Annotated in this window: 14 protein-coding genes; 1 reads left to right on the plus strand and 13 read right to left on the minus strand. The window is 71.0% G+C overall.

What is annotated here, in order from left to right; translation table 11 throughout:
* The 7 genes from ACFQ36_RS14930 to ACFQ36_RS14960 form a co-directional block, all read right to left on the minus strand.
* A partial coding sequence (locus ACFQ36_RS14930; RefSeq protein WP_377014923.1) for a CinA family protein occupies positions 1–409 on the minus strand: 409 nt, incomplete at its 3' end.
* A 16-nt stretch (positions 410–425) separates the two neighbouring features.
* Positions 426–998, minus strand: coding sequence for a CDP-diacylglycerol--glycerol-3-phosphate 3-phosphatidyltransferase (pgsA, locus tag ACFQ36_RS14935; protein ID WP_377014925.1), 573 nt, complete (start codon positions 996–998; stop codon positions 426–428).
* A 70-nt stretch (positions 999–1,068) separates the two neighbouring features.
* Entirely contained in the window at positions 1,069–3,915 is a 2,847-nt protein-coding gene (locus tag ACFQ36_RS14940; RefSeq protein WP_377014927.1) for a DNA translocase FtsK, read from the minus strand.
* 69 nt (positions 3,916–3,984) lie between these two features.
* Positions 3,985–4,776, minus strand: a complete 792-nt coding sequence (locus ACFQ36_RS14945; protein WP_377014929.1) for a ZIP family metal transporter — start codon at positions 4,774–4,776, stop codon at positions 3,985–3,987.
* A gap of 50 nt (positions 4,777–4,826) precedes the next feature.
* Entirely contained in the window at positions 4,827–6,518 is a 1,692-nt protein-coding gene (locus ACFQ36_RS14950) for a ribonuclease J (RefSeq protein ID WP_377014931.1), read from the minus strand.
* Between the two features lie 8 nt (positions 6,519–6,526).
* Complete coding sequence (dapA, locus tag ACFQ36_RS14955; protein WP_377014933.1) at positions 6,527–7,438, minus strand: 4-hydroxy-tetrahydrodipicolinate synthase; 912 nt, start codon at positions 7,436–7,438, stop codon at positions 6,527–6,529.
* 76 nt (positions 7,439–7,514) lie between these two features.
* Positions 7,515–8,336, minus strand: a complete 822-nt coding sequence (locus ACFQ36_RS14960) for an alpha/beta fold hydrolase (protein ID WP_377014935.1) — start codon at positions 8,334–8,336, stop codon at positions 7,515–7,517.
* A gap of 151 nt (positions 8,337–8,487) precedes the next feature.
* Here ACFQ36_RS14960 and ACFQ36_RS14965 point away from each other — a divergent pair, with 151 nt between their 5' ends.
* Entirely contained in the window at positions 8,488–9,705 is a 1,218-nt protein-coding gene (locus ACFQ36_RS14965; protein WP_377014937.1) for a heparan-alpha-glucosaminide N-acetyltransferase domain-containing protein, read from the plus strand.
* A gap of 23 nt (positions 9,706–9,728) precedes the next feature.
* Here the strand turns inward: ACFQ36_RS14965 and ACFQ36_RS14970 are convergent, their stop codons facing one another.
* The 6 genes from ACFQ36_RS14970 to ACFQ36_RS14995 form a co-directional block, all read right to left on the minus strand.
* On the minus strand, positions 9,729–10,226 hold the full coding sequence (locus ACFQ36_RS14970; protein ID WP_377014939.1) for a hypothetical protein: 498 nt from the start codon (positions 10,224–10,226) through the stop codon (positions 9,729–9,731).
* A 7-nt stretch (positions 10,227–10,233) separates the two neighbouring features.
* Complete coding sequence (gene dapB, locus ACFQ36_RS14975; protein WP_377014941.1) at positions 10,234–10,992, minus strand: 4-hydroxy-tetrahydrodipicolinate reductase; 759 nt, start codon at positions 10,990–10,992, stop codon at positions 10,234–10,236.
* Positions 10,993–11,037: 45 nt separating this feature from the next.
* On the minus strand, positions 11,038–11,496 hold the full coding sequence (locus tag ACFQ36_RS14980; protein WP_377014943.1) for a molybdenum cofactor biosynthesis protein MoaE: 459 nt from the start codon (positions 11,494–11,496) through the stop codon (positions 11,038–11,040).
* Positions 11,486–11,986, minus strand: a complete 501-nt coding sequence (locus tag ACFQ36_RS14985; RefSeq protein WP_377014945.1) for a MogA/MoaB family molybdenum cofactor biosynthesis protein — start codon at positions 11,984–11,986, stop codon at positions 11,486–11,488. Before ACFQ36_RS14985 ends, ACFQ36_RS14980 begins: the two co-directional genes overlap by 11 nt.
* Positions 11,983–12,501 carry a cyclic pyranopterin monophosphate synthase MoaC gene (moaC, locus tag ACFQ36_RS14990; protein ID WP_377014947.1) on the minus strand — a complete coding sequence of 173 codons (519 nt, stop codon included), beginning with the start codon at positions 12,499–12,501 and terminating at the stop codon, positions 11,983–11,985. The genes ACFQ36_RS14985 and moaC overlap by 4 nt, the downstream gene beginning before the upstream one ends.
* Positions 12,498–13,478 (minus strand): molybdopterin molybdotransferase MoeA (locus ACFQ36_RS14995; RefSeq protein ID WP_377014948.1); only part of this gene is annotated, 981 nt, incomplete at its 5' end. The genes moaC and ACFQ36_RS14995, both read right to left, overlap by 4 nt.

Below are 13,478 nucleotides of genomic sequence, written 5' to 3' on the forward strand. Positions count from 1 at the left end.
GGTCGCCGTCGAACCGGAACTCGACGGCGCGGCTGCCGGCCGCGGTCGCGATCCCCACGAACACGGTGCCGACGGCTTTGCCGCCGTGCGGTTCGGGACCGGCGGCCCCGGTGGTGGAGATACCGACGTCGGCGTGCAAGGCACGGCGGGCACCGGCCGCCATCTGGCGGGCGACGTCGGCGTCCACGGCGCCGTTGCGTTCCAGCAGGTCCGCATCGACGCCCAGCAGCGAGGACTTGGCCTCATTCTGGTACGAAACGATTCCGCCCTGGAGCGTGGCCGAGGCTCCCGGGACGCTGGCCAGGGACGATGCCACCATGCCTGCGGTCAACGATTCCGCCGTGGCCAGCGTGAGCCCCTTGGCGATGGCCGCCAGCACCACTTCCTCGGCTGCTGCGTTCAATGGCATGAATTACCCCTTCCTGTCAGCGGCCGGCGGTACGAAGGCGCCAGGCCTTGGCTACATAATCCACGCCGGTGACAACGGTGACCAGCACCGCCAGCATCATGACGGCGAAGGCTGCGGCCGCATAGCCGCCGCCCAGCAAGCTGCCCAGCGGCATCAGGTACAGGAAGATTGCCAGCGTCTGCAACACCGTCTTCAGCTTGCCTCCGCGCGAGGCCGGCATGACGCCGTACCTGATCACCACGAATCGCAGCAGCGTGATGCCCAGTTCGCGGGCGAGGATGAGGATTGTCACCCACCACGGCAGTTCCCCCAGGGCAGAGAGCAGGATCAGTGCCGAGCCGATCAGCAGCTTGTCCGCGATCGGATCCGCGATCTTGCCGAAATTGGTGACGAGCCCGCGGCTCCGCGCGATGTCACCGTCCAGCTTGTCGGTGTAGATGGCCGCCGCGAAGACAGCCACCGCCAGCCAGCGGAACAAACCGTGGGTCCCGGCGTCCGCCACCATGAACCAGATGAAGAAGGGCACCATGACGATGCGCAGCGTGGTCAGGACATTGGCGGTATTCAGCAAGGGTACGGGACGGGACACGGGTTTACTCACCTCCCAAGGCTACCGGGTGGGGCCGGCCGGCCCCGGGCCGGGCACCGCGCTACCCCGGCTACCGGCCGGTGAGGCTCCAGGCATCTTCGGAGCCGGAGTCCTGGTCGTCGTCGTAATAATCCACCGCCTGGGGCCGGGAATCCAGGTCCCGGGCCACCAGATCCGCCGGAGCGTTTAGGCCGTGGTTGGCGTTGGCATTGTCCGCCAGCGCCTCGGCCACCGGATCGGCCGCACCGGCTGCCGGGGGTTCGTCGCCGCGGATGGCCGCCAGCGTGGCAGCGAGGTCGTCCGGCTTGACCAGTACGTCGCGCGCCTTCGAGCCCTCGGACGGACCGACCACCCCGCGCGATTCGAGCAGGTCCATGAGCCGGCCGGCCTTGGCGAAGCCCACGCGCAGCTTGCGCTGGAGCATGGAGGTGGAACCGAACTGTGTGGTGACCACCAGTTCGGTGGCCTGCAGCAGCACGTCCAAGTCGTCTCCGATGTCGTCGTCGATCTGCTTCTTGGGCGCCTCGACGGCCACGTCCTCGCGGTAGTCCGCCTGCAGCTGGGCCTTGACGTGCTCGACGACCTGGTGGATCTCGGACTCGGAGACCCAGGCACCCTGCACGCGCATCGGCTTGGATGCGCCCATCGGCAGGAACAACGCGTCGCCCTGGCCGATCAGCTTCTCGGCGCCCGGCTGGTCCAGCACCACCCGGGAGTCGGTGACCGAGGAGGTGGCGAACGCCATGCGCGAGGGTACGTTCGCCTTGATCAGGCCGGTGACCACGTCCACCGACGGGCGCTGCGTGGCCAGCACCAGGTGGATGCCTGCGGCGCGGGCCAGCTGGGTGATGCGCACGATCGAGTCTTCGACGTCGCGCGGGGCGACCATCATCAGGTCTGCCAGTTCGTCCACGATCACCAGCAGGTACGGGTAGGGCTTCATGACCCGCTGGGAGCCGGCCGGCGGCTGCACCTTGCCGTTGCGCACGGCCTTGTTGAAGTCGTCGATGTGCTTGAAACCGAAGTTCGCCAGGTCGTCGTAGCGGGTGTCCATCTCCCGGACCACCCACTGCAGCGCCTCGGCGGCCTTCTTTGGGTTGGTGATGATCGGGGTGATCAGGTGCGGCACGCCCTCGTAAGCGGTCAGTTCCACGCGCTTGGGGTCCACCATGACCATGCGCACCTCGTCCGGGGTCGCGCGCATCAGGATCGAGGTGATCATCGAGTTCACGAAGGAGGACTTGCCGGCACCGGTGGCGCCGGCCACCAGCAGGTGCGGCATCTTGGCCAGGTTGGCCACCACGAAGCCGCCCTCGACGTCCTTGCCCACCCCCATGACCATCGGATGGTCGGTCTTGCGGGCATTGTTCGAGCGCAGCACGTCGCCCAGCGAGACGGTCTCGCGGTCCGTGTTCGGGATCTCGATGCCGATCGCGGACTTGCCCGGGATCGGGCTGAGGATGCGCACGTCGGAACTGGCGACGGCGTAGGCGATGTTCTTGGACAGCGCCGTGACCCGCTCCACCTTGGTGCCCGGCGAGAGTTCGATCTCGTAGCGGGTCACGGTCGGGCCGCGGGAGAAGCCGGTGACCTTGGCATCCACGTTGAACTGGTCCAGCGTCTCGGTCAGGGCCGCGACCACGATGTCGTTGGCTTCCGAGCGCTCCTTCGCCGGCGGCCCGGCCACCAGGAAGTCCGAGGAGGGCAGCGTGTAGGCCACGTCCCCGGAGAGCTGAAGCTGCTCGGTGCGCTGCGGGATCGGAGTGGCCGGCGGCTCCGGGGCCCGGTGCAGCATGGGCACGACGGCAGTCGCCGGCTCGGGCAGCACCGGGATCGCCTCGGTGGCGCCTTCGGACACGGTACCGCCGGACACAGCGTTGCCGGGCATGAGGCCCTGTTCGCGCCTGAGCTTCTCGACCTCGAGCTCGGCGCGGGTGGGGCGGCGCACGCCCGGCGGCACCTTGGGCGCCGCCGGTGCCTGGGCCGGCGCGTCCTCCGGGTCCGGCTCGATGACCGGGGTTTCGAACGCCTCGGTAACGTGGAAGCCCTCGTCCTCGGGCACCGGCTCCGCGTCCTTGTCCTTGCCGAAGCGGCGGCGCTTCTTCTTCGGCGGAGCCGCCGGAGTGTCGTGCTCGTACAGGTAGCTCTGGTCGTGGGCGTCCGGGTCGGCGCTGTCGCGCAGGTCCTGGCCCATCAGGTGCTCGTACAGGGCCCGCAGCCGCAGCGGAATGTGGCGGAACGGGGTGGCGGTGACGATCAGCACGCTGACGAAGGCCAGCAGGGCGTAGACCCCCACCGGAATTAGCGGGTGGATCCCGGCCAGCGGCCCGGCAGCCAGGAAGCCGACCATGCCGCCGGCCTGCCACAGCCGGTCCAGCCCGTCGGCCAGCGCCGGCTCGCCGCCGATGACGTGTGCCAGCCCGGTGCCCGAGAGCATGCCCAGGCCCAGGCCGACGGCGATCCGGTTGTTGGCCGCAATCTGCTCCGGGGCCCGGAACAGGCGCAGGGCGAAGCCGGCCAGGCAGACGGGCAGGATCAGGGCCATCCAGCCGAAGGTCCCGCCGAAGACGGCGTGCACGGCGCCGGCAAAGCCGCCGCTGAGGCCCCACCACTCGACGGCGGCCACCATCGCGGCCACCAGCAGCAGGAACAGGCCGGTGCCGTCGCGGCGCAGTTCGTACTCCGGATGCACATCCGGGCCCAGTTTGCGGACCCCGGCTGCCACCAGCCGGGCCACGCCCATCCAGGTCCCGTGGATCATCCGCGGCAGCAGCCCCGCCCGCTCCGAGGCGGGCAGTTGCATGGCCTTGGTGGACGTCGCCTTTCCGCGCCCCGAGGAGGCACGCCCGGAGGCGGCCGATGACTTGCCGCGCGACTGCTGGTTGCCGTTTCGGGCAGGGGAAGTACGAGTCGCCATATCGGCAAGGTTACCTGCAAACCGGACTCAACTGGGGGACCTCGCCGCCGGGCCCGTGGCGTTGGCCCCTCACGCGAGGGACAGCAGGAACGAGAGCACGAACCCCGCCGCGGTGCTCAGGGCGACCGCCGGCCCGCCGTGTTCGTACGCCTCCGGCATCAGGGTGTCGGCCAGTGCGGCGATCACCGCGCCGGCCGCGAAGGCCAACGGCAACGAGATTGCCTCGGGGTCGCTGCCGGACAGCGGTCCGGCGCCAACCACCACGGCGACGACCAGCAGTACTGAACACACGCCCCAGAGTCCGATGGTGGCGGGCGTGGACATGCCCTGGCTGCGCATCGAGGCTGCCCCGACCAGGGCCTCGGGCAGGTTGGAGACGAAGATCGCGGCCAGCAGGGCCAGCCCGCCGGTCCCCTCCCCCAGCGAGACGCCCAGTGCCAGGTTCTCCGGTACACCGTCAAGCGTGGCGGCGGCCACCAGGGCGAGGCCCGCCGCGCCCCGGGTGGACGGCGGCGCCGGCGCACGCCCGGCGGCGGCGGCGTCGGTGTCAAGCTTGGGGCTGCCCCGGTACTCGTCCGCCGGAACCGGGTTCGACCCGGCCTGCGCCCACCGATCGAGCAGCGCGCTCAAGGTCGTGAACACCACCGCGCCGACGAACAGGCCGACCGCTGCGCGCCAAATGCCGCCGCGCTGGTAGGCGTCCTCGAACAGCTCGAACGTCAGGGCGGTGATCAAGGCACCGGCCGCGAAGGACAGGATGATCGCCAGGACGCGCTTGGGCAGTTCGAAGCGGACCCCGATCAGTGCGCCCAGCACCAGGGCGCTGGAAGTCACGGCACCGAAGAGCAGCGACATTGCCACTTCGCCAGTATAGAAGGGTTCCGGCGGAACGGCACTCCGGCGGCTGGCGCCTAGGCTTCCAGGACGACCGGCACGATCATCGGCCGGCGCCGGTAGCGGCGGTTCACCCAGGTCCCGATCACGCGCCGCACGGACTGCTGCAGCTGGTAGGTGGTGTGGTCCTTGTTGCTCACCACGGCCTCTTCCAGCGCGGCAATGATCCGGGGCGTAATGTCGTCGAACACCGCATCGTCCTCGGCGAAGCCGCGGGCGTGGATCTCCGGTCCGGAGACGATCTTGCCGGTGCTGCGGTTGACCACCGTGATGACGGAGATAAAGCCTTCCTCGCCCAGGATCCGACGGTCCTTCAGGTCGGCGTCGGTAATCTCGCCGATGCTGGAGCCATCCACGTAGACGAAGCCGCATTCGACCTGCCCGACGATGCGGGCCGTGCCGCCGGCGACGTCGACGACGGTGCCGCCGTCGGCCAGCAGCACGTTCTCCTCCGGAATGCCGGTGGCCCGCGCCAGCTTGCCGTTGGCGATCAGGTGCCGGGTCTCCCCGTGCACCGGCATCACGTTCTTCGGCCGGATGATGTTGTAGCAGTAGAGCAGCTCGCCGGCGGCGGCATGGCCGGAGACATGCACCTTGGCGTTGCCCTTGTGGATCACCTCGGCGCCGAGCTTGAGCAGGCCGTTGATCACCCGGAACACCGCGTTCTCGTTGCCGGGGATGAGCGAGGAGGCCAGGATCACGGTGTCCCCGGCGCCGACCTTGACCCGGTGGTCCCCGTTGGCCATCCGGGACAGCGCCGCCATGGGCTCGCCCTGGGACCCGGTGGACATCAGCACGATCCGGTCGTCCGGGAAGTCTTCGACGTTCTTCAGGTCCACCAGGATGCCCTCGGGCACGTCGAGGTAGCCGAGCTTGGCGGCGATGCCCATGTTGCGCACCATCGACCGGCCCACGAACGCCACGTGCCGGCCGTGGGCGGCGGCGGCGTCGAGCACCTGCTGCACGCGGTGGATGTGCGAGGAGAAGGACGCGACGATGATGCGCTTTTCGACCTGGCCGAACAGGTGTTCGAGCACCGGGCCGATTTCCTTCTCGGCCGTGGTGAACCCGGGCACGTCGGCGTTGGTGGAGTCCGGCATGAACAGGTCCACGCCCTCCTCCCCCAGCCGGGCGAAGGCGCGCAGGTCCGTGATCCGCCCGTCCAGCGGCAGCTGGTCCATCTTGAAGTCGCCGGTATGCAGCACGTTGCCGGCCGCGGTCCGGATGAAGACCGCCAGCGCGTCCGGGATCGAGTGGTTGACCGCCACGAATTCGCACTCGAACGGGCCGAACCGCTCGACCTGCCCCTCGGCCACGGTCAGGGTGTAGGGCTTGATCCGGTGCTCGGCCAGCTTGGCCTCCACCAGCGCCAGGGTCAGCTGGGAGCCGATCAGCGGGATGTCCTGGCGGATCCGCAGCAGGTACGGCACCGCGCCGATGTGGTCCTCGTGCCCGTGCGTCAGGACCACGCCGACGACGTCGTCGAGGCGGTCCTCGATGTAGGAAAAGTCCGGCAGAATCAAATCCACGCCCGGCTGGTGCTCCTCCGGGAACAGCACGCCGCAGTCCACGATCAGCAGCTTGGAATCGATTTCGAACACGGCCATGTTCCGGCCGATCTCGCCCAAGCCGCCGAGGGGAACAATGCGCAGGGTCCCGTCCTGGAGTTTCGGCGGAGTGCGCAGCTGTGAAGTTGTGGATTCGTTCATGCTTGGGTTCAGACCTCCAGGTTCCAGCCGGCCTCCGCGAGATCGGCGAGGATGGGCGCTAGCTCGGCGTCGGTCGGCTCGACCAGCGGCAGGCGGACCACCGAGTTGGGCAGGACTTTCTGCCACTTAAGAATTTGCTTCGCCGCCACGGCGCCCTGGATGTGGCTCATGACGGCGCGCTGGACCGGGTCCAGCTCGAAGTGCAGGCGGCGCGCGGTGGCCAGGTCCCCGGCGTGCATGGCATCGACCAGCGCCCGGTACTGGGCCGTGGCCACGTGCGCGGTGACCGAGACGACGCCGACGGCGCCGGCGGCCATCAGCGGCAGGGTGAGCCCGTCGTCGCCGGAGTAGACGTCCAGGTCCGTGTTGGCCAGCACGCGCGTGGTCTCCTGGTAGTCGCCCTTGGCGTCCTTCAGGGCGACGATGCGCGGATGGTCCGCGAGGCGGATCAGCGTCTCGGTCTGGATCGGGATGCACGCGCGGCCGGGGATGTCGTAGACCATGACCGGCAGGTCGGTCGCGTCGGCAATCGCCTCGATGTGGGCCTGCACCCCGGCCTGGCTCGGCTTGTTGTAGTAGGGGGTGGTGACGAGCAGGCCGTCCACGCCCAGGTCCGCGGCCTGGCGGGAGAGATGGATGGAATGGCGGGTGTCGTTGGTGGTGGAGCCCGCGATGACCTTCGCCCGGCCGCCGACGGCGTCGCGCACGGTCTTGAACATCCCGAGGTTCTCCTCGTCCGTCAGCGTCGAGGTCTCCCCGGTGGTGCCCGTGACCACCAGCCCGTCACAGCCGTCGTCAACGAGTTTCGCGGCCAGCTCGGCTGCTTTTCCGTAGTCCACTTCGCCGTCGTCGGTGAACGGGGTGACCATGGCGGTTACCAGGGTGCCGAAGGTGTACGCGCGGATGTCAGACTCAGCCATAGGGAAAACGTTACCGTGCCGGGCCCGGTTTATTGGAATGCGCAGCCTGCATGCCCGGCAGGAACGGGAGGGCGCTTCAGGCCGGGCATGCCTGCGATTGCAGGAAGTCCCGCAGCAGCGCTGTGACCGGTTCCACAGCGGCGAACGACGTCGCGTGCTCCAGGCCCGGGAGTTCCCGGTACACCGCGTGCGGCATCAGTTCCGCCGCCCGGCGCGAATCCTCGGCCCGGGGATGGTCCCGGCTGCCGGCCAGCAACAGCGCCGGCACCTGCAGCCGGGCCACCTCGTCCTCGGCCAGGCCGGGCAGGCGCTCGCCCTGGCGGAAATAGGCGGCCAGCGCCGCAGGGTCGTTGGCGCCGAAGGCGTGGGCCGTGGCCGGATCCAGCGGACGGCCGGCGCGGGCAGCCCAGCCCTCGAGGAAGGCGCCCATGCCGCCGCGGTCGAGCGCCTCGAGGTAGCCGGGGAAGAACAGGTCCCCGGCCTGGCCGGCCAGGGCACGGTAGGTTCCGCCCAGGCAGGCGAGCGAGCGGATCCGTCCGGGTCTGGCCGCGGTCAGGGCAAACCCGACCCGGGCCCCGAAGGAATAGCCGAAGTAGTGGGCGGACCCGACGCCGCAGGCATCGAGCACGGCCTCCACGTCCGCCACGAACGCCGCGGTGGTGTAGGCGGCGTCCTCATGCGGCTTGGCGCTGCGGCCGTGCCCGCGCATGTCCAGGGCGATCAGCCGCCGGCCGGCCAGCGCCCTGCGGTAGCCCAGGCCGCGCCAGGCGGCCTTGGAGAGCCCGCTGCCGTGCACCAGCAGCAGCGGCCCGCCTGCACCGTCGGCGCCGTCGGCGCCGGGGACGTCATCGAAGGCCAGCCGGACACCGTCCAGGGCATTGTGCGTGTAGCGGGTCACGGGTTCAATCTACCCGGTTGCCGGGGACGCTCCGCCGTTCGCGGCAGGAGGCGCCCTTGGCGGCTCGGGAACAGGGCCGGACCCGTCCGGGCCGCGCAGGAATGCCCGCCCCGGAGGCCGGGGCCGGGGCCGGGTGTGAGATTATCGGGTCATGTCACCAGCAGCTGCAGGAGCCAACAGCCGCCGGATCCAGGGAGTTGACGCCGCTCGGGGCCTGGCCCTGCTGGGCATGATGGCCACGCATATCTTCCCGCTGGTCGACAGGGGCGTGGGTCAGGGCGGGGCAGCGGAACCCAGTTTCGTGGGCCTGGTGTTCTCCGGCCGGTCCTCGGCGCTGTTCGCCGTGCTCGCCGGCGTCGGCCTGGCCCTGCTGACCGGGGGCAGCCGCCCGCACTTCGGCCGGGCACTGCTGGCCGACCGGGCAGGCATCGCCGTGCGGGCGGTGCTGATCGGCGCCGCCGGCCTGCTGCTGGGCAGCCTGAACGTCAACATCGCCATCATCCTGGTCCACTATGCCGTGCTGTTCCTCTGCGCGCTGCCCTTCCTGCGGCTGCGCCTGCCGGCGCTGGCCTGCTGGGCCGCCGGCTGGATGGTGGTCTCCCCCGTGCTGGCTTTCCTGCTGCGGCCCTGGGCGCTGTCCAACGTTCCGCCGCAGGGCGTGCTCGGGCATAATCCCGCCTCGGCGGACCTGCTGCAGCCGTGGATGCTGCTCTCGGACATCTTCCTGACCGGCTACTATCCGGTGCTGCAGTGGCTCTCCTACATCCTGGTGGGCCTGGCCGTCGGCCGGCTGGACCTGCTGCGCACCGCCCACCAGCTGTGGCTGCTGGCCGCCGGCGCTGCGGCGGCGGCAGGGGCCAAGGCGCTGTCCTGGCTGCTGATGGACCGGCTGGGCGGCTATGCGGCGGTCGCCGCGACCGAACCGGCCCGGCGTGCCGATTTCGATGCCGTTTACCAGGTCAACATGAGCTGGGTGAAGCAGGAGGGGTCCTGGTGGTGGCTCGGCTCGGCCTCCCCGCACTCCGGTGCCGGGCTGGACCTGCTGCACACCAGCGGCACCGCAGCCGTGCTCCTGGCCGTGTGCCTGTTCATCGGTTCCCGCTGGCCGGCCCTGCTGGCCCCGCTGAGCGGACCGGGAGCGATGACCCTGAGCCTGTACTCGGCCCACGTCTGGATCATGGCCACGGTCGTCTCGCTGGGCCTGCCGCTGGCGCGCTTCGAGCTCTACTGGAGCCAGGTGGTGCTCATGGTGGTGGCCGGCATGCTGTTCCAGGCCGCCGGCTGGCGGGGTCCGCTGGAACTGGTCACCTCCACGGCCTCGCGGGCAGTCCGCACGCTGGCCGCCGGCCGGAGCAGGCTGCCGGGCTGAGATTGGGGCGCTCCCGCCCGGCCTCAGGCCCGCGCGCGGTACAACTCGATCGCGCGCCGCATCGACTCCCGGGCCCGCTTGCGGTCCGAGGCGGCGTCGTAGGCGCAGGAGAGCCGGAACCAGCTGCGCCAGTTTCCCGGCGCCGCCTCCGCCTCCGCCTTGTACTTGAGGAACTCCGCGTCCGCGGCCTCGCGGACAATCCGGCCGGCCGGAGTGCGCGGCAGGTTGTCCACCGGCAGGCCCCCCTCGGCCTCCAGGATTTTCGCCAGCTTGGACATCCGGGCCCCGAAGATGATCTCGCGGCCCAGCGCCCAGGCCCCGACGACCGGCAGCAGCACCAGGGCCACGCCCAAGCCCTTGGCCGCCGGGGACGGCTCGCCGAGCATCAGCCAGGCCCGCTGCAGCGTGACTGCCAGGTAGCCGGCCAGCAGAGCGATGATCACGCCCACCCAGATCTTGCTGCCGTGGCGGGCGTACCAGGACAGGGGCCGGGCGGGGTTGGTCTGCGCGGGGTCGGTCATCGCGGGGTCAGCCATTGAGGTCGAGGTAGCCGTCGAGCCCGTAGGTCAGGCCCGGGTGGGCGGCCACGGACCGCAGGCCCAGCAGCACGCCGGGCATGAACGAGGCACGGTCGTAGGAGTCGTGCCGGATGGTCAGCTGCTCGCCGGGCCCGCCCAGCAGCACCTCCTGGTGCGCCACCAGCCCGCGCAGGCGTACGCTGTGTACCCGCACGCCGTCGATGTCGGCGCCGCGGGCCCCGTCGAGGGCATGCGCGGTGGCGTCCGGGCTTGCCGGCACGCCCGCGGCGGCACGCGCGGCGGAGACCAGCTGCGCGGTCCGCACGGCCGTGCCCGAGGGGGCGTCCACCTTGTCCGGGTGGTGCAGCTCGATGATCTCCACCGATTCGAAGTAGCGGGCGGCCTTGGCGGCGAAGGCCGACGCCAGCACCGAGCCCAGCGCGAAGTTCGGTGCGATCAGCACGCCGGTATCCGGGTGCCGGGCCAGCAGCGCGGAGAGCGCGGCCCGGCGGTCCCCGTCCCAGCCGGTGGTTCCAACGACGGCGTGCAGCCCGTTTTCGACGGCGAACCGGACGTTCGCCTCGGTGCTGGCCGGGACGGTCAGATCCACCACGTGCGTGGCGCCGGCCTCGAGCAGGCGCTCCAGCGAATCGCCGCGGCCCAGCGCGGCGACAAGTTCCAGATCTTCGGCGGCGGACACGGCCTTGACGGCCTCGGCGCCCATACGGCCCTGGGCACCCAGGACGGCGACTTTCAGTGGTGGGGTCATGCGTTCTAGGTTATCGCCTGCCGGACAGGCTGCCGGCACCGCGGCTCAGGCGCTGCCCACCCACTCGGTGCCGCCGTCGCTGAAGTGCTGTTCCTTCCATACCGGGATCCCGTGCTTGATCGCCTCGACCAGGTCGCGGCAGGCGTCGAAGGCCGCTTCCCGGTGCGCGGACGCGGCGGCGGCGACCAGCGCGTGGTCCCCCACGGCCAGTTCGCCGATCCGGTGCGCAGCCCACAGCCGGGTACCCGGATGCCGGGCGGCAACCTCCGCGGCCAGCTCCGCCATCCGCCGGCCGGCGCTCGGGTGCGCGCTGTAGCCCAGCCGGGTGACGCCGCGGCCGCCGTCATGGTCGCGCACGATGCCGCCGAAGGTGACGACGGCACCGGTGGCGGCGGTCTCCACCGCGTCCCAGGCGGTGCCGGTGTCGATTGGTTCGGCGCTGATCCCGGCGAAAACGACGATGCCGGGGGCAGTATCCGCCGCAGCGGCTGCCTCAATGCCCATGACGGCCCTCCAATTGGTCGCAAAGATGGTCGATGATCGGATCGAGGACGGCGAGGGCGTCCATCACCCCGCGCGGGGAACCGGGCAGGTTGACGATGAACGTACGGCCGGCGGTGCCCGCATGCCCGCGGGACAGGGCCGCGTGCGGCGTGCTCGCCCGCCCCGCGGCGCGGATGGCCTCCATGATCCCGGGCAGCTCCCGCTCGAGCAGCGGCGCGGTCATTTCCGGGGTCAGGTCGTCATGGCTCAGGCCGGTTCCCCCGCTGGTGATGACCACCCGCGGGTCCAGCAGCAGCAGCGCGCGCAGGGCGGCGCCGACCGGCTCGCCGTCGGGCACGACCAGCGCCTCCTTGGTTTCGAAGCCGTGCCCGGTGAGCCAGTCGCGGATCACCGGCGCGGTCTGGTCCTCGTACACCCCGGCGGCCGCCCGGGTGGAGGCGATCAGGACGCTGGCCTGCCGCACGGCAGGGGCCGCTTCGCGGCCGTTCACCGGGCCGCTCCCCCGCTGCCCAGCGTCCAGTCCCCGCTCTTGCCGCCGGTCTTGCCCAGGACCTTGATGTCGCCGATCACCGCGTGCTTGTCCACGGCCTTGATCATGTCGTACAGGCTCAGGGCCGCCACGGAGGCAGCGGTCAGCGCCTCCATCTCGACGCCGGTGACCGAGCGGGTCCTGACCGTGGCCTCGATCCGCACGCTGTCCTGGGCCGGGTGGAAATCCACCGTGACCTTGCTCAGCGGCAGCGGATGGCACAGCGGGATCAGCTGCGGCGTGGCCTTGGCGGCCATGATCCCGGCCACGCGGGAGACGGCCAGGGCGTCGCCCTTGGGCAGGTCCCCGGCCACCAGCAGGGCCACCACATCCGGGCGGGTGGCCAGCACCGCCTGGGCGGTGGCCTCGCGCGTGCTCTCCGCCTTGTGGCTGACGTCCACCATGTGCGCGGAACCGTCCGCGCGGACATGGGTCAGATGGGGCGCGGTCTCTTTCCTGCTGTCCTGTTCACTCATGTAAGCCATATTTCCACGTTCCGTCCGGCCGCAGGGTGCGTGACGTCCGCCGGCAGTTGGATCAGGGCATTGGATTGGGCGAGCGCGTGCACCAGGTGCGAACCGGGCCCGCCGACGGGCGCGACGGCGGCGCCGTCGTACCAGCCGCGGCGCACCTGGTGGATTCCGGCCGGGGAGTCGATGGCCCTGCCCTCGGGCATCCGCAGCGGCACGTGCAGCACGGTCCGCGGCGCCGGCACGTGCAGCACCGCGCTGAGCGCCGGGCGCAGGAACATTTCGAAGGAGACCAGCGAGCTGACCGGGTTGCCGGGAAAACCCAGGAAGGCCGTCCCGCGCACCCGGCCGAGGGCCTGCGGTCCCCCGGGCTGCATGGCCACCGAGACGAACTCCACCGCGGCAAAATCCTCGCCGGCCCCGCCTCCGCCCAGGGCCTGCCTGACCACCTCGAAAGCGCCTTTGCTGATGCCTCCGGAGCTGAGCACCAGATCCGGGGCCAGCCGGTCCAGGTCCTCGGCCAGCGCCCGCCCGAACGCCCCCGGCGCGTCCGCCAGGATCCGGCTGCTGACCACCTCGCAGCCGGCCTCGGCCAGCGCCGCGGACAGCAGGGTGGTGTTGGCGTCGTAGATTTGGCCCGGGCCCAGGCTGCCGCCCGGCGGGACCACCTCGTCCCCGGTGCTTAGCAGCAGCACCCGCAGCCGCGGCTGCACCGGCACCTCGGCGATGCCCAGCGCGGCGAGCAGGCCCAGCTGCCCGGCCTTCAGCACCGTCCCGGCGGCCAGGGCCGGGGTGCCGACCGGGATATCGCTGCCGGCAGCCCGCACGAACTGGCCCGCCGGGATATTGGCCGGCAGCACCACCGTGCGCCCGGGCTCGAACGGCGCGAACCTGTCCGGCACCGCCTGCTCGATGGGCACCACCGCATCCGCTCCGGCCGGCAGCATGGCCCCGGTCATCACCGGCACGGCGCAGCCCGGCGG

It is taken from the genome of Arthrobacter sp. GCM10027362 (assembly GCF_042679445.1).
Taxonomy (GTDB): domain Bacteria; phylum Actinomycetota; class Actinomycetes; order Actinomycetales; family Micrococcaceae; genus Crystallibacter.